Consider the following 24,287-nt stretch of genomic DNA (forward strand, 5'->3'; position numbering starts at 1 on the left):
CTTTTGTGCGACCCGCAACCCGTGGTGGCGCTCGTCATCATAAACCCCATACTTGGTGAAACCCTGCAATCATCGGCTTTTCATCTTCGCCGCGACGTGGTACCAGCCAGCGCCAATCCTGAAAGGGAAGATGAGAGTCGGCGCTGCCCATCCCGGTCCAGCGCTTTTCCGCATTCAAAGGACTGGCCATGGCAAAGATCATCGAAACGTCCACCGGCGCGCTGGCGCTGACCTTTGACGACGTGCTGCTGCAGCCCGGCCATTCCGAGGTCATGCCCGGTCAGACCGACATCCGCACCCGCATCGCCGGCGACATCGACCTCAACGTGCCGATCCTGTCGGCGGCGATGGATACGGTCACCGAGGCACGGCTTGCCATTGCCATGGCCCAGGCCGGCGGCATCGGCGTCATTCACCGCAATTTCTCGCCGGCCGAGCAGGCCGAGCAGGTCCGGCAGGTGAAGAAGTTCGAATCCGGCATGGTCGTCAATCCGGTCACCATCGGCCCCGACGCCACGCTCGCCGACGCGCTTTCGCTGATGCGTACCAACGGCATCTCGGGCATTCCGGTAGTCGAGAATGGCGGCACCGGCGGCCACAAGACCGGGCGTCTGGTCGGCATCCTGACCAACCGCGACGTGCGCTTTGCCTCCGACCCTGCGCAGAAGGTCTATGAATTGATGACCCGTGAGAACCTGATCACGGTCAAGGAGAATGTCGACCAGGACGAGGCCAAGCGGCTTCTCCACCAGCACCGCATCGAAAAGCTCGTCGTCGTCGACAAACAAGGTAATTGCGTTGGCCTGATCACCGTCAAGGACATCGAGAAGTCGCAACTCAACCCGCATGCCACCAAGGATGCGCAGGGGCGCCTGCGTGCCGCCGCCGCCACCAGCGTTGGCGACGACGGCTTCGAGCGCGCAGAGCGGCTGATCGAGGCCGGCGTCGACCTTCTCGTCATTGATACCGCGCATGGCCATTCGCAGCGTGTGCTGGACGCCGTGACGCGCGCCAAGAAGCTTTCGAATTCGGTCCGCATCCTGGCCGGCAATGTCGCCACCGCCGAGGGCACGCAGGCGCTGATCGACGCTGGTGCCGACGCCGTCAAGGTCGGCATTGGTCCAGGCTCCATCTGCACGACGCGTATAGTCGCCGGCGTCGGCGTGCCGCAGCTTTCGGCCATCATGTCCGCGGTCGAAACCGCGCATAAGTCAGGCGCGTCCGTGATTGCAGATGGCGGCATCAAATATTCCGGCGACCTGGCCAAGGCGCTGGCCGCCGGCGCCAGTGCCGCCATGATCGGTTCGCTGCTGGCCGGCACCGACGAAAGCCCGGGCGAGGTCTATCTGCACCAGGGCCGTTCCTTCAAGGCCTACCGCGGCATGGGCTCGGTCGGCGCCATGGCGCGCGGTTCGGCCGATCGCTACTTCCAGGCCGAGGTTCGCGACACGCTGAAACTGGTGCCGGAAGGCATCGAGGGGCAGGTTCCCTACAAAGGACCTGTGTCTGGCGTGCTGCACCAGCTTGCAGGCGGGCTGAAAGCCGCTATGGGTTATGTCGGTGGCCGCGACCTTGCCGATTTCCGCGAACGCGCCACCTTTGTGCGCATATCCAATGCCGGACTTCGTGAAAGCCACGCCCATGACGTCACGATTACCCGCGAAAGCCCGAACTATCCCGGCGGAGTCTGAACAGTACGGGCTCGGGCGGAGCCTGACGGCGACGGTCCTGCGGCTGTCGCGCCACGCGGGGGCACTGTGTTTCCTGTCGGCGTCGGTGTTTATCGCCATGACGCTGCTGGAGTTCTTCTATTTCCGCCAGTTGAGCGGCGGCCTGCCGTCGCTCGACATGCGCTATTTCGGCTTCACGCCCGACGAAGGCATGGCCTGGCTGACGGCGCTCGGCCGGCGCGGCGGGGAGATCATTCTGGTCTGGCACTATCTGACCTTCGATCTCCTGTTCCCGGCATTGCTGTCGCTGACTCTGGTCAGCCTTATCTTGGCCACCGGCCGGCGCCTGAAGAATTTCCGCGTGCTGCCGCCGCAGGCCCAGTCCATCTTCGCCCTGGTTCTCGTGCTGCCCTACATGATCGCCGACTACGCCGAAAACCTTGCCGTGGCGCGGCTCTTGTCCGACTTCCTGTCGGCGAACGCCGATTCGCTGTCTTTCGCCTCGGCCCTGATCGTCGCCAAATTCGCGCTTCTCGCCGTCCCGGTGGCCGTCATTATGATCTTCTGGCTGATGGGCCAGAAAAGCCAGGCTTGATGCCACAAAGGGCAGGGGAGGTTTCATGAACCAGACGACGATCTTCTGGCCGATGCTGGCGCACGTGCTGCTGATCTACATCGTCTACGCCGTGCTGGGCCGGCGCAGATATGTTGCCGTCAAGTCAGGCGAAGCCAAGGTCGGCCAGTACAAGGCGCGCTCGAGCGAACCGGCCTCCTGCGTCAGCGTCGCCAGCAATCTCAGCAATCAGTTCGAACTGCCGGTGCTTTTCTATGCGCTCTGCCTGACGCTGCACCTCACCAATGGCGTCAACTATCTGACGCTGGCGCTAATGTGGATTTTTGTCGTTTCACGCTATTTCCACGCCTGGGTTCACCTGACCAGCAACAACCTTCTGCTGCGTAGCCGGTCCTTCTTCCTCGGAGCGGTGATTATCCTGCTCGGCTGGATCTGGCTCGCGCTGCATCTGCTGGGCGCGGTCTGAGCAACGCAGACGTGCTGACCTCCTCCCACAAGGGAGAAGGGAAATCGGAAAGCCGCCCCTACAGATCGAACAGCGCGATCTTGCGCTTATCGAACTTGATGCCGATCTGGCCGCGCACAAGCCTCAGCGCCTGTTCGCCGAAGACGACGCGTCGCCAGCCTTGCAGGGCTGGAACATCCGCCTCTTCGCCCTCGGCGGCGATGCGGTCGATGTCGTCGCTGGAGGCCAGGACCTTGGAGGCCACGCCCTGTTTTTCAGCGATGATCCTGAGCAGCACTTTCAACAGCTCGGCGGCCGCGCTCGATCCTTCCGGGGGTTGGAAATTCTTCGGCAGTTTCGGCATCTGGTCCTTGGGCAGCGACAGCGCGGTGTTGACAGCCGCCAGCAGCGCCGTTGCCGTGGAGGAGCGCTCCCAGCCCTTCGGCGTGGTACGCAATTTGCCAAGTGCTGCGGCATCACGCGGCGCCTGCTGTGCGATCTCGTAGATCGCGTCATCCTTGAGCACGCGGCCGCGCGGCACGTCGCGTTCGCGCGCCTCGCGTTCGCGCCAGGCTGCAACCGCCTGCACGATCGCCAGTTCCTGCGGCTTGCGCAGCCGCATCTTGAGCCGCTTCCAGGAATCCTCCGGATGCGGGTCATAGGTCTCGCGCGAGGTCAGGACGTCCATTTCCTCGTTCAGCCAGTGGGCGCGGTTTTCGCGCGCCAGTTCGGCGCTGAGGTGCTGATAGACCTCGATCAGATGCGTGACATCGGCCAGCGCGTAGTCGAGCTGCTTGTCCGACAGCGGCCGGTGGCGCCAGTCGGTGAAGCGCGATGACTTGTCGAGCCGCGCGCCGGTGACCCGTTGCACCAGCTGATCGTAGGAAACGCTGTCGCCGAAGCCGCACACCATCGCCGCCACCTGCGTATCGAAAACGGGATGCGGAACGAGATCGCCGAGATGGACGATGATTTCGATGTCCTGCCGCGCGGCATGGAAGACCTTCACCACCGCTTCATTGGCCATCAGCCTGAAGAAGGGGGCGAGGTCGATGTCCGGCGACAGCGGATCGATCAGCGCTGTGACGCCGGGCGCGGCCATCTGAATCAGGCACAGGATAGGCCAGAAGGTCGTTTCGCGGATGAATTCGGTGTCGACAGTAACGAAACTCGACTTTTCGAAAGCGGCGAGAACGGTCTCGAGTTCTTTCTGGGTGGTGATGACGTGCATCAAATCGCTTTTGGCAGGAGTAGGGTCTTCCTAGATTTCAGCCGGGAAGGCTTTCGTCAAGCTGTGGCACGCTTCTCAAGACCCCTCCGGCCCGTCCGGATCACTGTTTCTTCTGGCCAGCCGCGCGAAAACGGTCGATGTTCGCAGCAGCGCCGTGAAGCGGCTGCGCTTGGCCACAGGCACGCCGGACCGCGCCCGCATGCGGTACACGATGACGGCGATGAAGATTGCGTAGACGATGGCGCTGAACACGAAGAGTGCGCTCGGCCCGAAATACTGCATGGCCGTGGAGGCCGCGAATGGCCCGCCAATGGCGCCGAAGGAGTAAAACAGCATAAGAGCGGCATTGATCAGCACGAATTCGCCGGTGTCGGCGCGGTCGTTGGAATGCGCCGCCGACAGCGAATAGAGCGGCATGGCGAAACAGCCGAACAGGAAGACGATGATGAAGTTGAGCAGCGGATTGCTGCCGGCGATGAACACCAGCGCCAGCGCCGCCAGCATGGCGCCGCATGTGGTCATCAACAGCACCCGGCGCCGGTCCCACCGGTCGGAGAGGTAGCCGAGCGGATACTGGATGATGGCGCCGCCGAAAATGCCGACGCTGACGAAGGTGACGACATCGGCGACCGACATGCCGATCTGCTCGGCATAGACCGGCGATAGCGTGCGGAACGCGCTGTTGGTGACGCCGACGGCAATGCAGCCGAAGCAGCCCAGCGGCGATATCCGCCAGACGCGGGCGAGGTCGAGCTTGACCTCCTCCGGCGGCGTCGGGTTGGAGCGGTCGCCGAGCGAAACCGGCACCAGCGACAGCGTGATCATGATCGACATGATGGCGAATATGGTGAAACCACCTGCGCCAAAGACAGGGATCAGGAACTGCGCGCCGGTCACCGATCCGGTATCCACCATCCGGTAGATCGCCAGCACCCGGGCGCGGTCCTTGTTGGTGACGCCGGAATTCAGCCAGCTCTCGACGATGGTGAACAACCCGGCGAAACAGAAGCCGCCGGCAAAGCGCACCGCGCACCACATCACCGGATCGAGGACCAGGACCAGAAGCAGGGTTCCGACCGAAGCGATCGCCGCCAGGGCCGAAAATGCTCTGATATGGCCGACCGCCTTCATGATGCGTGTGATCGCCAGGCAGCCAAGCAGGAAGCCGGCGAAATAGAAGGTGCCCATGAGGCCGATGTCGGAAGGCGAAAACCCTTCCTGCGCGCCGCGCAGCGCGATCAGCGTGCCCTGCAGTCCATTGCCGCCGAGCAATATGCCCGCGGCAAGAAGGAGAGGGATCAACGGGCGGATGGAGGACATTGAAAGGCAATCACGTATCGGTGATCCCTTCATGGACCATCGCCCTGGCCAATGCCAGCCGCAATTGCCTCGCTACCGGAATGACCAGCGTGAGCCCCACCCAGTTCGGGCCAGCATCAGCTTTGCTGGGCGTCTGCGCCGGGCCGGAGGACGGCTCCGGATGCGATGGCTATTCCGGCAAGCACCGCCAGCAGCCCCACGATCAGTTTGGCGCTCACCGGTTCGCCCAGGAAGACGACGCCGAATATCGATGCCGTCACCGGATTGACCGCCACGGAGACGGCGACAAGCGTTGGCGGTGCGCGCCGCAGGGCGAACGCCCAGAGGAAGAAAATGAAGGCCCCGCAGACGACGGCGAGATAAGTGCTTGCAATCCACTGCGACGCGTCGAGCGCGGCAATTTGCGCGATGCCGCCACGCAAAACCGCCAGGGTGGACAGGCAGACTGTACCCACGCCCATTCCGAACGCCGCGAAAGAGATCGGCGCGCACCGGGAAAGAAAAGGGCGCGACCAGACATTGTAAAGCGCCATGCAGAACGCCGCGGCGACCATCAGCAGGTCACCACGCATTGCGCCGGGCGGAGCAGTCGTCAGGGTCGCGCCGAGTGAGGTGGCCACCCCGGCCATCGCGATCAGGACGCCGGCAATCTTGCGCCCTGTCGGCCGTTCGATCCTGAGAACCGCTCCGGCCAGCATGGTGAGCAGCGGCAGTGTCGAAAGCGCCAGGGCTCCGCGCGCGGCGGTTGTGTAGACCAGAGCACCATTGAAGAGCACGGGAAACAGGCCGAAAAACAGCAGGCCCAACGCGCCGGCGCCCGGCCAATCGCTCCTCGGTGGCCATTTGTCTCGCCGCACAAAGGCCAAAGCCGCGAGAACCAGAAATCCGCCGCCAAACCGGACCGCGCCAATTGTGAGAGGGTCGAGAGCACTGGCGAGGTATCTTGTGGCGCCGACCGCGGTGCCTCCAAGGGCGCTGGAGAGGATAGCGGCAAGCACTCCCAGAATTTCCATGGTTCGCGACCTCCGCCAACTCGAAGTCAGCGATATCGACGGGGCGAGATAAAAGGAATCGAATAAAGAAAATAAGCTTGATAATATTCCTCAATGAGCAGTGTCGATCCGGAATTATTACGAGCCTTCGTGGTTGTTGCCGAGCGCCTCTCGTTCACGCGAGCCGCCGGGCAGCTCAATCGAACGCAGGCCACTATAAGTCTGCAGGTGAAACGTCTTGAGGAGCGTCTTCAGGTTGCCTTGTTCCGCCGGTCGACCGCGCGCGTCGAACTCACGGCGGCGGGAGAGAGCTTTCTGATCGACGCGCGCCGAATTCTTGCCCTTAACGAGCAGGCGATCGCGCGTGTTTCAAACCAACAGGTGGCTGGCCGCATTCGCATCGGGGTCATGGAGGACTACGGCACCAAGATTCTGCCGCGCCTGCTCGCCGATATCGCGGCACGATTTCCACTCATGCAGGTCGAAATGGAGATCGGTCTCACCGCCCGGTTGCTGAAAAGGCTTGGTTCATCGTTCGACGCGGTCCTCGCCATGCATCCGCAAGATACCGCCGACGGAGAACTGATATGCCGCGAGCGGGCGATCTGGGTTGGGGCTGCGGCGCATGCCGTGGAGGAACTCGATCCTCTGCCCGTTGCCCTTTCCGATCCCGATTGCCTGTTTCGGTCATGGGCCGTCGAGGCGCTCGACAGAGCGGGTCGACCGTGGCGGCTGGCCTATGTCAGCCCGAGTCTCGCCGCGACGGAGGCGATCGTCGAGCAGGGGTTGGCGATAACCGTGGTCAAGGGTAGCATGCTCAGGCCCGGCTTGCGCACCATGGATCCCGGCCAGCAGCTGCCACCATTGCCGGGGGCCGAGATCCGGCTTCATCGGAACGCGATGTCTTCCCCCGGAACCGCGCTGGTTATCGACTATCTTGCGCATCGTCTGCGGTTGTCGACCTCGGGCTCATGATGTCGCGGCAGCTTCGCCCCGATAACCGAAATGGACAGAGCGATTGGCCGGCGCGCCACAGGCAGGCCCATTGCCTTGACAAATCAGGCCTCCCATGCGCTTTTCCGGCAAATTTTGAGGCCGGGCTCGGATGCTTCGGTCCACAACCCAGAATCCCGGACTTTTATCCATGACCATGCACCGTTACCGCAGCCATACCTGTGCCCAGTTGAGAAAGAGCGATGTCGGCAATTCCGTTCGCCTGTCGGGCTGGGTGCATCGCGTGCGCGACCATGGCGGTCTGCTGTTCATCGACCTGCGCGACCATTACGGCTTGACCCAGATCGTCGCCGATCCCGATTCGCCGGCCTTCAAGGTCGCCGAGACCGTGCGCGGTGAATGGGTCATCCGCGTCGACGGCGAGGTCAAGGCGCGTTTGCCCGAGACTGTGAACGCCAACCTGCCGACCGGCGAGATCGAGATTTTCGCCCGCGAGATCGAAGTGCTGTCGGCCGCCAAGGAGCTGCCGCTGCCGGTGTTCGGCGAGCCTGATTATCCCGAGGACATCAGGCTGAAATACCGCTTCCTCGATCTGCGCCGCGAGACGCTGCACAGGAACATCGTGGCGCGCACGAAAATCATCGCCGAGATGCGCAGGCGCATGGGCGAGGTGGGCTTCACCGAATTCTCCACGCCGATCCTGACCGCTTCCTCACCGGAAGGCGCGCGCGACTTCCTGGTGCCGTCGCGCATCCATCCCGGCACCTTCTACGCGCTGCCGCAGGCGCCGCAGCAGTACAAGCAGTTGATCATGGTGTCGGGCTTCGACCGCTATTTCCAGATCGCGCCGTGTTTCCGCGACGAGGACCCGCGCGCCGACCGGCTGCCGGGCGAATTCTACCAGCTCGACCTCGAAATGAGCTTTGTCGAGCAGGACGACGTGCTATCCACCATGGCGCCGGTGATGACCTCGGTCTTCGAGGCTTTCGCCAACGGCAAGCCGGTCACCAAGGACTGGCCGCGCATCCCCTACGATGTGGCCATGCGCAAATACGGTTCCGACAAGCCGGACCTGCGCAACCCGATCGTCATGCAGGCGGTCTCGGATCATTTCCGCGACTCCGGTTTCAAGGTCTTCGCCAACATCCTGGCCAATGATCCCAGGGCCGAGGTGTGGGGCATTCCGGCCAAGACCGGCGGCAGCCGCGCTTTCTGCGACCGCATGAATTCCTGGGCGCAGGGCGAGGGCCAGCCCGGGCTGGGCTATATCTTCTGGCGCAAGGAAGGCGAAAAGCTCGAGGGCGCCGGCCCGCTCGCCAAGAACATCGGCGAGGAGCGCACCGAGGCGATCCGCCAGCAGCTCGGCCTTGCCGACGGCGACGCCGCTTTCTTTGTCGCGGGCGATCCGAAGAAGTTCGTGTCTTTTGCCGGCGCCGCGCGCACCCGCGCGGGCGAGGAACTCAACCTCGTCGACCGCGACCGGTTCGAACTGTGCTGGATCGTCGACTTCCCGTTCTTCGAATGGAACGAGGACGAGAAGAAGATCGATTTCGCCCACAACCCGTTCTCGATGCCGCAAGGTGGCATCGATGCGCTCAACGGCCAGGATCCGCTCGGCATCAAGGCGTTCCAGTATGACGCCGTCTGCAACGGATTCGAGATCGCGTCCGGCGGCATCCGCAACCACCTGCCGGAAACCATGGTCAAGGCGTTCGAGATGGTCGGGCTGGACCGCCAGACGGTCGAGGAGCGCTTCGGCGGCCTCTACCGCGCCTTCCAGTACGGCGCGCCGCCGCATGGTGGCGCGGCATTCGGCATCGACCGCGTCGTCATGTTGCTGGTCGGCGCCAAGAACCTGCGCGAGATCACCATGTTCCCGATGAACCAGCAGGCTTACGACCTGTTGATGAACGCCCCGTCGGAAGCGACGCCGCAGCAGCTGCGCGATCTGGCGCTGCGTGTCGCGCCGACCAAGAAGGACGCCTGAGCGCCGGCCTTATCCGGAACGTCAGGGACGGGTCCGAACAGGTTCTTTCGATTCGACAATCCATAAAAAAGCCCGGCATCGCTGCCGGGCTTTTTTGGTATCGGGTCGGCGTCGATCAGTCTTCGTTCGCCTTGACCGAGACGCCGAGCGTCTTGGGCAGGTCGAGCGGGTTGGACATGGCGCCCGCCATGATCAACGCGAACGGCACCGAAGCCGGCGGCTCGGCCGAGACCTCGAGGCTCTTCGGATCGTCGAGATACTTGCTGACCGCCGCCGTCACCTGCGCCGTCAGTTCCGGATTGTTGAGCTGGGCCATGCCGAACGGCACGATCGCCTTGGCCTGGTTGGCGATATCCTTGGCCGACATGCCCTGCTGCTTGCCGACATATTCCAGCACCTTGCCGGTCAGCGAATCGTCGTCGAAACGGATCGAGGCGCTGTTGAACGAAAGCTGCTGCAGCAGGCCGAGCATGGCCATGCCCTGTGCCGAATTGTCAGCGCCTTCCGGCTGGGCAGCCATCTTCTTCTGCATGTCCTGCAGCGACTTGATGAAGTCCATCGTGTAGCCGCCGAGGTCGAAGGTCATGCCGAGCGTGCCGGCATTCTCGACCGAGATGTCATACTTCGACAGTTCCATCTTGCCGTCCGAAGGCTGCCAGTTGCCGGCCATCTCGAACTTGCCGGAGATGTTCTGGTAGCCGAGCGCATTGATGACTTCCTTCGACTTCGGGTCATCGACCAGCGAGAGGTCGGCGGTGAACTTTTCCGTATCGCCGGTGAACTCCATCGCCTTGCCGTCGGCGGGCGGCGTGATCTCGATGGCGAGCCCGTCCATCGAGAAGGCGGTCTTGTCGGCGACCTTGACGGTCATGTTCGAAAGCTCGGCCGACTTGTACATCATCAGCGAGCCGAGCGGTCCGGTGGCGCCATCGGCAGGCACGCTCATGTCGTGGATGACGAACGGGCTGAGATTGAGGGTGACGCCGTCCTTGCTGTGTTCGAAGGCGGAGGTCGAAACGGTGCCGATGTCATAGCCGCCATTGGCCTCGGTCACGTTCTCGAGCTTGACGTCGCCGATCGACAGGCTTTCCTTTTCGGCAGCCGGCTTGATGGCGACCCCCTGCAGCACCATGCTGGTGTTGTCGCCGGTGACGCCGGTCCAGGAGATGTCGACGCCCTGGGCGGCCAGTGCCGCCTTGAGGCGGTCGGCGACCGCCGCGTCCTGGGCAAGCGCCGCATTCAGCGGCAGAGTGAGCAAGAAGGTCGAAAAAGCGAATTTCGTGAGAGTTGAGCGTTTGATTGTCATCGCAAGGTCCCTGAGAGTGTCCTGAAATTGTTTTTCAATTCTTTGCGCCATCACCATTCCGTGACGAACTGGACGGGAAAAAGGCGCACCCGTCACAATGGTCAAGAATCGCGGCGAAAGGCAAACCCGAACCCGGTGTGATTGTCCATAGCGGTGAATTTGTCATGAAGAACCGCTCCGCCCGAATGCCTTGGCGCCTGCCAGATAGAGGCGGCGTGTAACAGGCTGATGTTGGTCGGCAAGCCTAACCTTCCGCTTTCGTGTTGCAGAACAAGGCTCCAACAGGCCCGCAAGGCGCGCGCCTCTTGCCGCGAATCACCCACTCGGCTAGTCCCAGCCCATGGGAAAAAGGCTTTTGCCGCCTGAAGATGGCGGCGGCGATCACATCGAACCGGTCGATCTGAAGAAGGCGCTGGAAGAGCGCTATCTTGCCTATGCGCTGTCGACCATCATGCACCGGGCGCTGCCCGACGTTCGCGACGGACTGAAGCCGGTCCATCGCCGTATCATGCACGCCATGCGCCTGCTGCGCCTCAATCCCGACCAGGGTTTCGCCAAGTGCGCCCGCATCGTCGGCGAGGTGATGGGCAAGTTCCATCCCCATGGCGACCAGTCGATCTATGATGCGCTGGTGCGGCTGGCGCAGGATTTTTCGATGCGCTACCCCTTGGTCGACGGGCAGGGCAATTTCGGCAACATCGACGGCGATAATGCCGCCGCCATGCGCTACACCGAGGCGCGCATGACCGACGTGGCGACCGAACTGCTCGCCGGCATTACCGAGGACGCCGTCGACTACCGGCCTACCTACAATGAAGAAGACGAGGAGCCGGCGGTGTTGCCCGGCGCCTTCCCGAACCTGCTGGCCAACGGTTCGTCGGGGATCGCGGTCGGCATGGCGACATCGATCCCGCCGCACAATGCGGCCGAGCTCTGCGACGCTGCCCTTCACCTGATCGAGCATCGGGATGCACCGGTGTCGAAGCTGATGGATTTCGTCCAGGGGCCTGATTTCCCGACCGGTGGCATCATCGTCGACAGCCGCGCCTCCATCCTCGAAGCCTATGAGACCGGTCGCGGCGGTTTCCGTGTGCGGTCGAAGTGGCACCAGGAGGATCAGGGCAGGGGTACCTGGAGCATCGTCGTCACGGAAATTCCCTATGGCGTGCAGAAGGCGCGGCTGATCGAGAAGATCGCCGAACTGCTGATGGCGCGCAAATTGCCGCTGCTGGAGGACATCCGCGACGAGAGCGCCGAGGATATCCGCGTCGTGCTGGTGCCGAAGAGCCGCACCGTCGATCCGGGCATCCTCATGGAATCGCTGTTCAAGCTGACCGAGCTGGAAAGCCGCTTCCCGCTCAACATGAACGTGCTGTCGCGCGGCAAGGTGCCGAACGTGCTTTCGCTCAAGGGCGTGCTGCAGGAATGGCTCGACCATCGCCGCGACGTCTTGATCCGCCGCTCGAAGCATCGGCTGGCCGAGATCGAAAGACGGCTGGAGATCCTTGCCGGCTACCTGATCGCCTATCTGAACATCGACGAGGTGATCAAGATCATCCGCGAGGAGGATGAGCCCAAGCAGGTGATGATGGCGCGTTGGTCGCTCACCGACACACAGGCCGAGGCCATCCTCAACATGCGCCTGCGCGCCTTGCGCAAGCTGGAGGAGTTCGAAATCCGCAAGGAATTCGACGGTCTGACCACTGAAAAGAAGCAGATCGAGGCACTGCTCGCCTCCGACGCCAAGCAGTGGTCGATGATCAAGTGGGAAGTCACCAGCATTCGCGACAAATTTGGCCCGGAGACCGAGCTCGGCAAGCGCCGGACCCAGTTCGCCGACGCGCCCGAGCACGACCTGACCGACATCGCGCACGCCATGATCGAGCGTGAGCCGGTCACCGTGGTGGTTTCGGAGAAGGGCTGGCTGCGGGCGATGAAGGGGCATCTGGCCGATCTTTCGGCGCTGACCTTCAAGGAAGGCGACAGCCTGAAGCTCGCCTTCCATGCCCAGACCACCGACAAGGTGCTGGTCTTCACGACGGGCGGCAAGTTCTATACCATCGGCGCCGACCGCCTGCCCGGCGGGCGCGGTCATGGCGAACCGATCCGCATCATTGTCGACATGGAAAACGATCAGGACATCGTCACCGCCTTCGTCCACGATCCCAAGCGCAAGCTGCTGCTCGCCTCATATGACGCCAACGGCTTCATCGTGCCCGAGGAGGAAGTCGTCGCCAACACCCGCAAGGGCAAGCAGGTGATGAACGTCAAGGCGCCCGACGAGGCCAAGCGCTGCATTCCGGTGACCGGCGATCATCTCGCCATAGTCGGCGAGAACCGCAAGATGCTGGTGTTCGCGCTCTCCGAGATCCCGGAGATGGGGCGCGGCAAGGGCGTGCGGCTGCAGAAGTACAAGGATGGCGGCCTGCTCGATCTCAAGCCGTTCACGCTCGAGACCGGCCTCTCCTGGCAGGATTCGGCCGACCGCACCTTCGTCAGGTCGCGCGAGGAACTGGCCGAATGGATCGGCGCCCGGGCGTCCGCCGGACGCATGGTGCCAAAGGGCTTCCCGAGGACGGGCAAGTTTGGGTAGCTGATCTCCCCCCTTGAGGGGGAGATGTCGCCGAAGGCGACAGAGGGGGTCGGCGCGACCGGACGCGATCTTATGTTTTGAGCAGAGAACGCCAGCGCTTTACGCGCGGCGACCCCCTCTGGCCTGCCGGCCATCTCCCCCTCAAGGGGGGAGATTCCAAGACATTTGGACTATCGTCACGATTGCTGCACTATGTCGGCGCATAACGGGGAAGGGTGTTTGGGAAAGGTCAGCGTTTGAAGGAATCCATAATCCAGAAACCGGAACGGCAGCAGCGCCTGTTCGGCCTGTCGACGCCGTTGCGCTCGGCCGTCATTCCGCCCTTGTCGGCGGCGCGCTGGCTGCTGGTGCTGATCGTCGCTGCCGGCGTCTATTTCTTCCACGGCTTCCTGTTCCCGGTGCTGGCAGCACTCGTCATCGCCTTCGCCAGCTGGCCGCTTTATCAGCGCCTGCTTGCCGGGGTTGGCGGCAACCGCACCATCGCCGCCACCTTCGCCATCATCTTCATTCTGGCCTTCCTGGTGATTCCGATCGCGCTTGCCGGCACCTATGCCATCAACGAGGTGCGTGAGTGGGTCGGCTGGGCGATCGAGACCAACCGCCACGGCGCCACGACGCCGCACTGGATCGCCACGCTGCCGGTCGTTGGCGAGTGGCTGAACGAACAGTGGACGACCAATCTCGGCCATCCAGGCGGCATCGGCGAACTCATCCAGCTTGTCAGCGGCGCCAATATCGGCAGCATCTATCGCGGCGCGCTCGCCGCCGGCGGCAGCGCGTTCAGCCTTTTCCTGACGCTGCTGTTCATGATGATCGCTCTGTTCTTCGCGTATCGCGACGGCGAGAACTTCGCCGGGCAGATCGACCGCCTGGGCGAACGCATCCTGCCGACCCGGTGGGAGCGGATCTCGCGCGTCGTGCCGGCGACGATCTCCTCGACCGTGACCGGCATGACGATCATTGCTATCGGAGAGGGGCTTGTGCTGGGCATCGCCTACTGGCTGGCCGGCGTGCCGTCGCCCGTAACGCTCGGCGCTCTCACTGGCATCATGGCGCTGATCCCCGGAGGCGCGCCATTGTCCTTCACCCTGGTCTCGATCTACCTCGCCGCCAGCGGCTCGCTGATACCGGGGCTGGCCTTGTTCATATGGGGCACGGTCGAACTGTTCATCGTCGACAAGACGCTGCGCCCGAAGCTGGTCGGCGGGCCGATAAAACTGCCTTTCCTGCCGACCTTTTTCGGCCTGATCGGCGGCGTCAAGACAATGGGCTTTCTTGGCCTGTTCATCGGCCCGGTGCTGATGGCGCTACTTGTCGCGATCTGGCGCGAGTGGTTGCGCGAAGTGGAACTGGCCGACGATACGGCCGCCGGAGCGGCGGCCGAGATCGAGGCAAGCCCGCGCATCGAGGTACTGCCCGAACCTGACGCGGCCAAGAAGGAAAGTGCCTGATCGAGGCCCGCGCGTCCCTACACCGGATGGTGCACCACGAGGTCGCTCCGGCGCTTGCGCCCGTCGTGCAACTGCCAGAGCGAATGGGCGACCAACGTGACGATCAGGATACCGCCGCCGATCAGGCTGTTGCGGGTCGGCGTCTCGGCGAAGATCATCCACACCCAGACGGGCGCCAGAACGGTTTCGAGCAGGTAGAACATCGCCACTTCAGGTCCTGAGATATATTTGGGTCCGGCCGCGAGGCAGAAGAACGAGATCGGCATGATGACCGCGCCGTTGAAGATGATCCACCATGGCGCATTCACGTGAAAACCTTCGCCCGAGACCATGAAGGCGGCGAGCGCGAGCGGCAGAAGCACGCCGACCAGTGAAGTGAACCCCATGTCCTTGCCGCTGGCGCGCGAGATGGTGATGGCGATCGCGATGAAGAAGGCCGAGCAGAGCGCCATGAAGTCGCCGAACAGCTTGCCGGTGCCGACCGACCCGCCGACGATGACCAGCACGCCGAGGATCATGATCACCATTGCCGCGATCGTCACCAGTTGCGGCCTTTCTCTCAGGAATATCCAGGACAGCAAACCGGAGAAGACGGTGTTGAAGGCCAGGATGAACACCAGGTCGGCGGTCGAGGTGTGAAAGACGGCGGTGACGAAGGTGACCCCCGTCAACCCATAGCAGAGCGCCACGATCAGGCCGGACCAGCCGGGGATCAGCGGCGGCGCGTTTCGGCTGAGTGCCCGCCAGACCGACCAGATGACCATGGCCGCGACGAATGTGGTGCCGGTGCGCAAAAGCATGATCGTCCATGCCCCGCCATCGGCGAGCCGGATCAAGGGTATGTCGGCTGTCAGCGTCAGCCCGCCAATGGCGGTTATCAGAAGGCCTTTCTGGTGATCGAGGTGCGAGGACATGCAGGAACTTTCGCAATGAAACGCAGGCTGGCGGCTGATGGTGCGATGACGCACTCTCTCCAGCCAACCGGCTGAAAGACCAGCATCCGCTGCCTTGAAACAGTTTAAGCGTGGATCGGGGAAGAACTCAGCGTGAAACCGCTTCGTTGGTGTAGCGCTCCCAGCCTTTCGGGCCGAGATGCTCCTGCGGCATGAAGCGCATCTTATAATTCATCTTGCGCGAGCCGTTGACCCAGTAGCCGAGGTAGACATGGGGCAGGCCCATCGCCCGGGCGCGGGCGATGTGGTCGAGGATCATGAATGTTCCGAGCGAACGTTCCTCGAATTCGGGATTGAAATAGGAATAAACCATCGACAGGCCATCGGCCATCTTGTCGGTGAGCGCCACCGCGATCAGTTCGCCCTGTCCCTTGCCGGTGATGAAGGTGTCGGGGCCGCGCCGCCTGTATTCGATCACCTTGGTGTCGACATGGGTGTCCTCGACCATCATGGCGTAGTCGAGCACCGTCATGTCGGACATGCCGCCGCGCCGGTGGCGGGCATCGAGATAGCTGCGGAACAGCGAATATTGCTCTGTCGAGGGCTCGGCATTGTGCATCGCGCCGACAAGATCGGAATTGTGCTGTAGCACACGCTTCATGTTGCGGCTGGCGTTGAATTCCTGCGCCAGGATGCGCACCGAAACGCAGGCGCGGCAGGTTTCACAGGCTGGCCTGTAGGCAATGTTCTGCGAACGCCTGAAGCCGCCTTGCGTCAGAAGATCGTTCATCTCCGGCGCTTTGTCGCCGACCAGATGCGTGAACACCTTGCGCTCGAACTGACCGTCGAGGTAGGGGCACGGCGACGGCGCGGTCAGGAAGAACTGCGGCGACTGGGTCGGATGCTGCGTCATCTAAGTCTTGGAAACACTCCTTCGAGTCGCTCTACCTTTGGCGCGGAAAGCGAAAAATTCAACAGGATTGTGAAGACCCGCGCGAATGAAGGCCTTCACATTTGAGCCGACATGGCGAGATCGCTTCCGAAAAATGCCTTATCGGCCGGTGCGGCTGACCACCGTGCCGAGCAGAAGGTCATGCAGCGTGCGCTTGCGGTCCGAAAACAAGGTGACCAGAAGAACCAGCGGCGACAGGATGACGTTGCCGGCCCAGAACAGCACGGAGTGGACGACCGCCGTCACCCCGTCGATCGGCCTGCCGTCGAGCCGGTCGAGGCGGATACCCATCATCTTCATGCCTGTGGTGGCCTGGTCGGAACTGCCGAGCGTGTTCCAGATATAGAGGATGGCGACAGCCGGCACGAGGATGCCGAACAGCATCCAGCCGAGCCCGAGGGTCAGCACACCGAGGAAGAACACCAGTATGGCGAACGGAATGGTGAGCAGCGCGACGATGATGTAGTCGAGCACGAAAGCCAGGATGCGCCGGGTGCGCACGCCCTCATAGGCCCTGACATCGTCGAGCCGGGTGTTGATGATTTCGCCGTCGAGAACGCGCGCGTTCATGTCATTTCCTCGTAACAGGGGCCTGCTTAGCCTGCGCCCACCTCATCAGAAAATGGTGAAGGCGAATGGCGGAATCAAGGTCGGGCTCTTCATCGCGCCGAGAGGCGGGATGAAACAGGGCCGACGGTCTGAACCGGTTGAATTTGCATCGCGGATGGCGTTAGCTTGTTGCGGCGCAGCAAGACGCCGAGGGGACGGGGACATATGGACTACGACATGCTGGTTATCGGCAGCGGCCCGTCGGGCCGCCGCGCTGCGGTGCAGTCGGCAAAGCTTGGCAAGTCCGTGCTGGTGGTCGACCGCGGCCGGCGTCTGGGCGGCGTCTCGGTGCACACCGGCACCATTCCCTCAAAGACGCTGCGTGAAACCGTGCTCAATCTTTCGGGCTGGCGCGAGCGCGGTTTTTATGGACGCGGCTACCGGGTCAAGCAGGATATTTCGGTCGGCGACCTGATCGAGCGCCTGCACAAGACGCTCGATCACGAGGTCGAGGTGCTGCAGCACCAGTTCATGCGCAACACGGTCAAGAGCGCGCGGGCGGCGGTGAAGTTTCTCGGTCCCAACAAGGTCAGCCTGACGACGGACCATGGCGACTACAGCGAGGTCGGCTTTGCCAACGCGCTGATCGCGGTCGGCACCAGGCCGCACCGGCCAAGCGACGTTCCCTTCGACAAGACACGTGTCTTCGACAGTGACGAGATGCTGGAACTCGACCGGCTGCCCCGCACGCTGACGGTGATCGGCGCCGGCGTCATCGGCGTCGAATACGCCACGATCTTCTCGGCGCTCGATGTGCCGGTGACGCTGGTCGAGCCGCGCAACTCCATCCTCGATTTCGTCGATCGCGAGATCGTCGACGACTTCATCCACCAGATGCGCGACCGTGGCATGACGATAAGGCTGGGCAGCGCGGTCAAGGAGATACGCTCAAAACCCGAGACCGCGGAGGTGGAACTGGCCGACGGGCGCACCATCCGCTCGGAAGTCGTGCTTTACGCCGCTGGCCGGACCGGCAATGTCGGCAGCCTCGGCCTCGACGTCGTCGGCATCGAGGCCGATTCCCGGGGCCGCATCAAGGTCGATCCGCAGACCTTCCAGACCACGGTGCCCAACATCTACGCCGCCGGCGACGTCATCGGTTTTCCGAGCCTGGCCTCGACGTCGATGGAGCAGGGCAGGGTGGCCGCCTGCCATGCTTTCGGCGTGACGTTACCGCCGCCGCCGGAAACCTTCCCCTATGGCATTTATGCGGTGCCGGAGATCTCGACCGTCGGCCAGTCCGAGGAGCAGGTGCGGCAGAGCGGCGCTGCCTACGAGGTTGGTGTGGCGCGCTTCCGCGAGACCTCGCGCGGCCACATCATGGGCGTCGACACAGGCTTCCTGAAGCTCTTGTTCTCAATCGAGACGCGCCGTCTGCTCGGTGCGCATATCGTCGGCGAGGGCGCCACCGAACTCATCCATATCGGCCAGGCGGTGATCAACCTCGGCGGCACGGTCGATTTCTTCGTCAACAACACCTTCAACTATCCGACGCTTGCCGAAGCCTACAAGATTGCCGGGCTCGACGCGTGGAACCGGATGGGCAGGTAGTCTCGTCGCTTCTTCGACGCTCATCCTTCCATCTGGGCCAGCAGCGCCAGCATCACATCGGCAGAAGGCATCGGCAGCACTGCTTCGATCTCCGCCGGCCTCACACCGGCAATCGCCGTATCGGCTCCGTCTGCGACGGTGCCGAGCGGCCCGCGAAAACCGTGTTTGGACCAGGCGAGCTCCTGCAGCTTCGGGCTGGTCAGCGCCTCCAGCAGCCTATCGACGGCCGGATCGATGACGATCAGCGGATGGGCTGAATACACGGTCGGCCGGGGATAAAGGATTTCGGGCTTGGCGCCCATGCCGGCCTGCACCCGTTGCCAGCGCGCCGGGTCGGCGAGCGCCCATTCGACAAGCTGGTTTTCGTAGCCGACCACCATCGGCTCGGCGCCGAGGCCGCCCGCAATGTACTGGTCGAACAGCTTTCCCGACGAAGACGACTTCAGTCCCATGCCGCGGAAGATCGCCTTGGCCTGGTCGCCATGTTGGGTGAGCAATTCCTGCGTCGCCACGTCGCCGCTCATCAGGCTCAGCACCAGGCCGGCGAACATGAAGCCGGAGTTGGAGCGATTGGGATCGGTCGAGACGATCCGTGCCCGGCCGTAAAGCTCGTCAATACCGAGATCGGACCAGTTTTTGCCGGCTACAATAGCATCGAGCAATGCCTTGAGATCGAGCTGGTTGTAGCCACCCTTGGCGGCGACCGTGACCAGTCCGCTCTTCTTGAGGCCTTCCACCACGGGCCCCCAGGTATAGACGACGATCGGCGAGTTCAGCACCACCTGGTCGTTGCGGATCGCCACCCCGCTCTTGCGGGCAAGGTCGACCATGATCGAGGAGGACGGCCACAGGAATTGCGGTTTCTGGGTCAGCAAAGCCGGCTCGCGCACCATCTCGACTGAACCGGCGACGCGCGCATCGAGCTCCAGCCCGTAGCCTCCCAGGGCATGGACGACATCCGGATCGGCCAGAAAAGCCTGCTTCTCCCCGCCGATGAAGCCGAAAAGATGCGCCTTGTTGCCGAGATAGCCACGGAATTCCGGGCGATCCTTGAGCGCCAGATAGCCACCGGTCCCCGCCGCGGCGGCACCCAGCAGACCCAGTCCAAAAGCGCGGCGCGAAATGGCCATCAGCGACCGATATCCTCTTTCAGCGACTCCTGGATGAGCCGCAGGTCAACGTCGAGCGTGCCAAGTTCGGTATCAGCCAGGCTGTCTGCATAGTGCACGAAGGCGTCCTGCAGCTTGGCGATCACCGAGCCGACATTGGCCAGTCGCGCCTGGCTTGGCGCGCGCCGATTCGCCAGCGTCGCATAGCCTTCGGCCACTTCCGCCGCTTGCGGCACATAATAGGTGAGAAAGCGCCGCACGGAAGGGGCGGTTTCGGGCTTGGCCTCGACCCTGGCGATCACATCGGCGGCGATGTCGGACAGGTTCTTGACCTTGGCTGCCATGTCCTTGTCGGAGATCCCCCGGGCCGCGGCGGCGAGGCGGTCCGCCGCCGGCTGCGCCTGCGCCAGCAGTTCGCGCGCGAACGCCACCCGGCTGCCGCTGATCGAGCCGAGGTCGAGGCCTTCGAACAATTGGCGCGGCGCCAGCACGAAGACCAGTCCGGCAAAGACAAGCGCCGCGATGATCGCCGACACCAGGAACGGAAAATGCGTGAGAAAACTCAAACCGATCAGGAGCGCTGCCGAGACCAGGCCCGCCGCGATCCAGTTCCAGTCGTTGCCGAACAAGCCACGCATGCTAGCCGCGCATCTCAGTTGTAGCCGCGGGCGGCGCGGAAGGCGCCTGCAAGATCGCCGCTGCCATCGAATATCCGCGCCGAAGTCGCCTTGGCAAGGCTGTCGAGCTGGCTCTTGTCTGCATCGCCGAAAGTGATGCCGAACACCGGCACGCGCACCGGGGCGGCGCGCCATTGCTGGAGGAACTGGTCGGCGCTCCCGTCTGTGCGGCCGTCGGTCATGATGATGATCGCCGGCAGATATTTCGGCAGGTCCGGGGTGGCGGTGATCTGCTGCAGCGCCTGCTGGGCGCAGGCATACATGTCGGTGCCGCCGCCGGCATGCTGCTCGGCCACGGCTGCCAGCAGCCTGGCTTGCCCGCCGGCATCGCCGGCCGCTTCGAAACTGCCGCGCACCGCACCGTCGAACGGCAGCACGAAGATGCGGTCGGACGGCGTCCATTGTACCAGCACTTCGCTGGCCTTTTCCGGCGTGAACAGAAGTTGGGCGGCGGCCTGCAATTGCTTCTCGCCCTTATCCTCCATCGAGCCGGAGAAGTCGAAGCACAGTGCCGTCAGCGACGGTTTGCGCAGGGCCTCCTGATAGAGATCAAGCGCCTTGCGGATCACCGCCGGCTCCGGCATGCGGATCGAGGTCACCAGCCTGCCCGGGTCGAAATTCCAGTCGGGCTCGGCCGCGGCCTGGACGGCCTCGCCGCCAAGCGGCAGCCGGCGGCCCGTGTCGGCGATGCGCTTGCGCACCGCGTCCGACTGCAGATAGGCGAGCAGATCGGTGAAGAACTTTTCGACGTCCGGGCCGCGTCCATGGTCGATGAAGCCGAGAGGAGAATCGCCGACCGCGACGCCATCGGCCGGATAGATGGCATAGAGCGGCTCCTTGCCCATCTGCTTCAGTTTGTCGTTGGTCTCCTTCAGCGTCGCCTCATAGTTCCACATAGCATCGTAGTCGGTGCCCTTGCTTGCACTGTCGACATAAAGGTCGGCGAGCCAGCCCGACGAGCCGGAGGAACGCTCCACGCCTTGCAGCAGGGCACTCACCGTTTCACGCACATTCGCATTGTCGAGATCGCCGGGCTCGATCACCTCCTTGCCGCCGAGCGCGCTCGACAGCATGGCGAGATAGGCGCTGGCGCCGGAATTGGACTGCGTGGCCGAGGTCATCAGGAATTTGAGCTTGCCGTCCTTCACGGCGGCCAGGATGTCCTTCATGAAGACCCGCTTGCCGATCCAGCCGAGCTCCGCGGCCTTCGATTTGCGCACGCCCAGAATGACGGGCATCTGCGCGATCGAGGTGAGGTTGCGCACCTTGCGGCCGGTGTCGAAAAGATCGACCCACACGCTCGAGGCAGGCCAGACCGCGTCCTGGTCGAGCCCGGCGGGCCGCTGCAGCCCGAGCCCGATGTCGAGCGAGCCTTCATAGGCAAAAGTGCAGGTCGCGCCCTGCTTGGCGCAGAATTCCTGCACGATCGGTTCCAACACCGTGTTCTCGGAACCGGAAACGATCGAGAAGTTCACGTGGCTCGAATTGCAGGCGGCAAGCAGCGCCGAGAAGATCAGCAGCAGGACGGACGTCAGCGTCTTCGGCATGGCGGTTCCGATCAGCCTTGAGTCAGCGCTTTCTTCAGATCGAGCGTCATCTGGTCCATCTGCTTTTCGGCGTCGGCCCGCTTCTGGCGGCCCTCCTGCTGGACCTTCAGCACGCCTTGCACCGTGTCGATCAGATCGCGGTTGGCCTGCGCCAGTGTCTCGACGTCGACGATGCCGCGCTGCGCCTGCTCTTCGATCGAGATTGCCTGGTCTTTCATCATCTTGGAGGTCTGGCGGATCATCTCGTTGGTGGCGTCGGTCACTGTCTTTTGCAGTTCGAGCGCCGATTTCTGGTTGGTCAGGCCGAGCAGGATGACCATTTTCTGCTTCCAGGCCGGTACGGTTAGCGCCGAGGTCGCCTGCAAATTCTCGATCAAGGTCTCGTCGCCGGATTGGACGATGCGGATCTGCGGCAATTGCTGGATGCCGAGCTGGCGCGCCTGCACCAGGTAGAAGACGCGCTTCTCCAGCCGGTCGAGCGCCTGCACTGCGTCCTGATAGGTTTGCGCCTCGAGCGTGCCGCCGGCGTCGCCCCCGGCAGATTCAGCCGCCGCCTTCAGCTTGGGCAGTTCATTGGCGCGGTAGTCGTCGACGAATTTCTTGCCGGCCTGCACATAGGCATCGAGCTTGAGGATGGAACCCTTGGTCTGCTCGTGCAGGTCATCGAGCACGGCGATGTCGCGCCGCAGCGTGTCCTTGTGGCGGTCGAGTTCCAGACCGATGCGATCGATCTGCCCCGCGACGTCCTCGTACTTCTCCTTGAACCGCTCGAGGCGGGCCTTGAACGAGGAAAAGAGGCTGCTGAGAAAACCCTGGTCCTTGAGCGAGGCCGGGTCCAGGTTCCTGGCCTTCATGATGATGTCGGTCAGGAGATCGCCGGTATCGCCCAGGTCGCGGTTGCGCAACTGCGCGAGGATCTTGTCGGCATAATCGCTGACGGCCTGCTGAGCGCGGTCGCCGAACACCGAAATGGCGGCGCGGTCGCGCACATCGATGCTTCCCTCGATGCGGGCGATTTCGGCCGGATTGGCCGCGATGACAGGCAATTGCGACGTGTCGTCGAGCAGAATGACGCTGTTCTTGTCGGCCATGCGGACCTCTCCCTAGCGAACAGTATCTCCATAGCCAGTATGTAACAGAGGTATGTCGCTGCTGTGGACAACGGAAGTCCGCCGCCGCTTTCGAGCGGAAAACACCTCGGTTTCATGCCCTGCACCCAAGAAATGCTTAGAGGGCGGGCTCTTGCTTGGCCATGGAAGGTCCGGCTCTGAGCAGCAAGGGCAAGCAGAGCATGTAGAGCGCCGCACCCGCGATCCATGCCGTCCCGGGAAAGACCGCGCGGGTGCGAAAGTAGAGCGTGGTGATGACGAGCGGGCCGAACACCGAGACCAGGCTGATCACGCTGGTGAGCACACCCTGCAACCGTCCCTGATGGTCGGCGCCGACGCGTGACGTCAACAGCGACTGTAGGGCCGGGGCACCGATGCCGCCGAGGCAGAACAGCGGCAACAGCGCGAATGCCACCCAGCCTTGTCCGGCCAGCGCGATCGAAACATAGGCCATGCTGTCGGCCAAAACCGCGATGATCAGCGTCCGTCTTTCGCCGTAGCGTTCCGCGATCGGTCCGGCGACGAAGCCCTGGGCGCCGGCATGAAAGAGGCCGAACAGGGCCAGCGAGACACCGACGGTGAAAAGATCCCAGTTGAACTTGTCCTGCACGTAGAGCACCCAGATCGTTCCGCCGACCTGGCCGACGAGGCCAAGCACGGCGAAAGCGCCGAGCAGCGGCAGGATCGCTGGAAAGGTGAGAGCCCAGCGCAACGGCGCGAGCGGGTTCAAGGAAGGCAACTCACCACCTTCTTCGCCTCGCTTCGGCTCCGGCAGCAGGAAGAAGGCCAGCACCAGATTCAGGCCGCTAAGGGCGGCCGCTGCCAGGAAGGGCGCCCGCAGCCAGATGTCGCCGAGCAGCCCGCCGAGCGCCGGGCCGGCGATGAAACCGACACCGTAGGCGGCACTCAGATGGCCGAAGGCGCGGGCGCGCCGGTCCTCGCCGTTGATGTCGGCCATGTAGGCGGAAGCCACCGCCATGCTCGCGCCGGTAATACCCGCGATCAACCGGCCGATGAACAGCAGCGGCAGCGACGGCGCGAAGGCCATGAAGAGATAGTCGATCGTCGATCCGGCTAGCGAGACAAGCAGCACGGGACGGCGGCCATACCGATCCGACAAGGCGCCAAGCAGCGGCGAAAACAGCACCTGCATCGCCGCAAAGGCGGACAGAAACGCGCCGAATATCCAGCCGATGTCTTCGATATGGCCAACGTCCCGCAGCAGTCCCGGCAAGACCGGCATGACCAGTCCGACGCCGGCGGCATCCAATGCCATGGCCATCAGCACGATGAGATAGGCTCTTTTCATCGCCAGCG

21 protein-coding genes are annotated in these 24,287 nt (G+C 63.3%); 8 read left to right on the top strand and 13 right to left on the bottom strand.

The features are described from left to right. Positions 1 to 37 precede the first annotated feature (37 nt). Positions 38 to 202, bottom strand: a complete 165-nt coding sequence (locus tag FFS37_RS35680) for a hypothetical protein (RefSeq protein ID WP_171026175.1) — start codon at positions 200 to 202, stop codon at positions 38 to 40. Between FFS37_RS35680 and guaB the strand changes: the two genes are divergently transcribed. The 3 genes from guaB to FFS37_RS04955 are packed head-to-tail and all read left to right on the top strand — an operon-like array spanning position 189 to position 2,710. After that, positions 189 to 1,691 carry an IMP dehydrogenase gene (guaB, locus tag FFS37_RS04945; protein WP_137929832.1) on the top strand — a complete coding sequence of 501 codons (1,503 nt, stop codon included), beginning with the start codon at positions 189 to 191 and terminating at the stop codon, positions 1,689 to 1,691. The genes FFS37_RS35680 and guaB overlap by 14 nt on opposite strands. Then, a complete protein-coding gene (locus FFS37_RS04950) occupies positions 1,642 to 2,265 on the top strand; it encodes a hypothetical protein (protein WP_137929833.1) in 624 nt (207 codons plus the stop codon). The genes guaB and FFS37_RS04950 overlap by 50 nt, the downstream gene beginning before the upstream one ends. Positions 2,266 to 2,290: 25 nt before the next feature. Then, positions 2,291 to 2,710 carry an MAPEG family protein gene (locus FFS37_RS04955; RefSeq protein WP_137929834.1) on the top strand — a complete coding sequence of 140 codons (420 nt, stop codon included), beginning with the start codon at positions 2,291 to 2,293 and terminating at the stop codon, positions 2,708 to 2,710. A 58-nt stretch (positions 2,711 to 2,768) separates the two neighbouring features. Here FFS37_RS04955 and rnd read toward each other — a convergent pair whose 3' ends face one another. The 3 genes from rnd to FFS37_RS04970 form a co-directional block, all read right to left on the bottom strand. Further along, on the bottom strand, positions 2,769 to 3,920 hold the full coding sequence (rnd, locus tag FFS37_RS04960) for a ribonuclease D (RefSeq protein WP_137929835.1): 1,152 nt from the start codon (positions 3,918 to 3,920) through the stop codon (positions 2,769 to 2,771). Positions 3,921 to 3,995: 75 nt separating this feature from the next. Then, on the bottom strand, positions 3,996 to 5,240 hold the full coding sequence (locus FFS37_RS04965; RefSeq protein ID WP_137929836.1) for an MFS transporter: 1,245 nt from the start codon (positions 5,238 to 5,240) through the stop codon (positions 3,996 to 3,998). Positions 5,241 to 5,356: 116 nt separating this feature from the next. Then, positions 5,357 to 6,253: a DMT family transporter gene (locus FFS37_RS04970; RefSeq protein WP_137929837.1), complete on the bottom strand. Its 897-nt coding sequence runs from the start codon at positions 6,251 to 6,253 to the stop codon at positions 5,357 to 5,359. Positions 6,254 to 6,346: 93 nt separating this feature from the next. Between FFS37_RS04970 and FFS37_RS04975 the strand changes: the two genes are divergently transcribed. Together FFS37_RS04975 and aspS are read left to right on the top strand one after the other, a co-directional pair. Beyond that, positions 6,347 to 7,207 (top strand): LysR family transcriptional regulator, encoded by an 861-nt coding sequence (locus FFS37_RS04975; RefSeq protein WP_137929838.1) that lies wholly within the window; start codon positions 6,347 to 6,349, stop codon positions 7,205 to 7,207. Between the two features lie 175 nt (positions 7,208 to 7,382). Next, a complete protein-coding gene (gene aspS, locus FFS37_RS04980) occupies positions 7,383 to 9,173 on the top strand; it encodes an aspartate--tRNA ligase (protein WP_171026191.1) in 1,791 nt (596 codons plus the stop codon). Between the two features lie 115 nt (positions 9,174 to 9,288). Here the strand turns inward: aspS and FFS37_RS04985 are convergent, their stop codons facing one another. After that, on the bottom strand, positions 9,289 to 10,479 hold the full coding sequence (locus FFS37_RS04985) for a DUF945 domain-containing protein (protein WP_137929840.1): 1,191 nt from the start codon (positions 10,477 to 10,479) through the stop codon (positions 9,289 to 9,291). 340 nt (positions 10,480 to 10,819) lie between these two features. Between FFS37_RS04985 and parC the strand changes: the two genes are divergently transcribed. Further along, on the top strand, positions 10,820 to 13,072 hold the full coding sequence (gene parC / locus FFS37_RS04990) for a DNA topoisomerase IV subunit A (RefSeq protein WP_137929841.1): 2,253 nt from the start codon (positions 10,820 to 10,822) through the stop codon (positions 13,070 to 13,072). 236 nt (positions 13,073 to 13,308) lie between these two features. Continuing rightward, the gene (locus FFS37_RS04995) at positions 13,309 to 14,523 is read left to right on the top strand and encodes an AI-2E family transporter (protein WP_137929842.1); all 1,215 of its coding nucleotides are present in this window, start codon (positions 13,309 to 13,311) and stop codon (positions 14,521 to 14,523) included. Positions 14,524 to 14,540: 17 nt separating this feature from the next. On the opposite strand, the gene FFS37_RS05000 is transcribed toward FFS37_RS04995, so the two are convergent. The 3 genes from FFS37_RS05000 to FFS37_RS05010 all read right to left on the bottom strand — a co-directional run bounded on the left by FFS37_RS05000 (position 14,541) and on the right by FFS37_RS05010 (position 16,938). After that, the gene (locus FFS37_RS05000; protein WP_137929843.1) at positions 14,541 to 15,437 is read right to left on the bottom strand and encodes a DMT family transporter; all 897 of its coding nucleotides are present in this window, start codon (positions 15,435 to 15,437) and stop codon (positions 14,541 to 14,543) included. A 127-nt stretch (positions 15,438 to 15,564) separates the two neighbouring features. Continuing rightward, a complete protein-coding gene (locus tag FFS37_RS05005) occupies positions 15,565 to 16,329 on the bottom strand; it encodes an arginyltransferase (protein WP_137929844.1) in 765 nt (254 codons plus the stop codon). Positions 16,330 to 16,467: 138 nt separating this feature from the next. After that, positions 16,468 to 16,938: an RDD family protein gene (locus FFS37_RS05010; RefSeq protein WP_137929845.1), complete on the bottom strand. Its 471-nt coding sequence runs from the start codon at positions 16,936 to 16,938 to the stop codon at positions 16,468 to 16,470. Positions 16,939 to 17,142: 204 nt separating this feature from the next. Here FFS37_RS05010 and sthA point away from each other — a divergent pair, with 204 nt between their 5' ends. Next, positions 17,143 to 18,528, top strand: a complete 1,386-nt coding sequence (sthA, locus tag FFS37_RS05015) for a Si-specific NAD(P)(+) transhydrogenase (RefSeq protein ID WP_137929846.1) — start codon at positions 17,143 to 17,145, stop codon at positions 18,526 to 18,528. A gap of 20 nt (positions 18,529 to 18,548) precedes the next feature. On the opposite strand, the gene FFS37_RS05020 is transcribed toward sthA, so the two are convergent. The 5 genes from FFS37_RS05020 to FFS37_RS05040 all read right to left on the bottom strand — a co-directional run bounded on the left by FFS37_RS05020 (position 18,549) and on the right by FFS37_RS05040 (position 24,285). After that, positions 18,549 to 19,658: a substrate-binding domain-containing protein gene (locus FFS37_RS05020; RefSeq protein WP_137929847.1), complete on the bottom strand. Its 1,110-nt coding sequence runs from the start codon at positions 19,656 to 19,658 to the stop codon at positions 18,549 to 18,551. Then, a complete protein-coding gene (locus tag FFS37_RS05025; RefSeq protein ID WP_137929848.1) occupies positions 19,658 to 20,275 on the bottom strand; it encodes a 5-bromo-4-chloroindolyl phosphate hydrolysis family protein in 618 nt (205 codons plus the stop codon). The genes FFS37_RS05020 and FFS37_RS05025 overlap by 1 nt, the downstream gene beginning before the upstream one ends. A 14-nt stretch (positions 20,276 to 20,289) precedes the next feature. Continuing rightward, complete coding sequence (locus FFS37_RS05030; protein WP_137929849.1) at positions 20,290 to 21,861, bottom strand: substrate-binding domain-containing protein; 1,572 nt, start codon at positions 21,859 to 21,861, stop codon at positions 20,290 to 20,292. An 11-nt stretch (positions 21,862 to 21,872) separates the two neighbouring features. After that, positions 21,873 to 22,952 (bottom strand): toxic anion resistance protein, encoded by a 1,080-nt coding sequence (locus tag FFS37_RS05035; RefSeq protein ID WP_137929850.1) that lies wholly within the window; start codon positions 22,950 to 22,952, stop codon positions 21,873 to 21,875. 136 nt (positions 22,953 to 23,088) lie between these two features. Continuing rightward, positions 23,089 to 24,285: a TCR/Tet family MFS transporter gene (locus tag FFS37_RS05040; protein ID WP_408631429.1), complete on the bottom strand. Its 1,197-nt coding sequence runs from the start codon at positions 24,283 to 24,285 to the stop codon at positions 23,089 to 23,091. Positions 24,286 to 24,287 lie beyond the last annotated feature (2 nt).

It is taken from the genome of Mesorhizobium comanense (assembly GCF_005503535.1).
GTDB lineage: Bacteria > Pseudomonadota > Alphaproteobacteria > Rhizobiales > Rhizobiaceae > Mesorhizobium > Mesorhizobium comanense.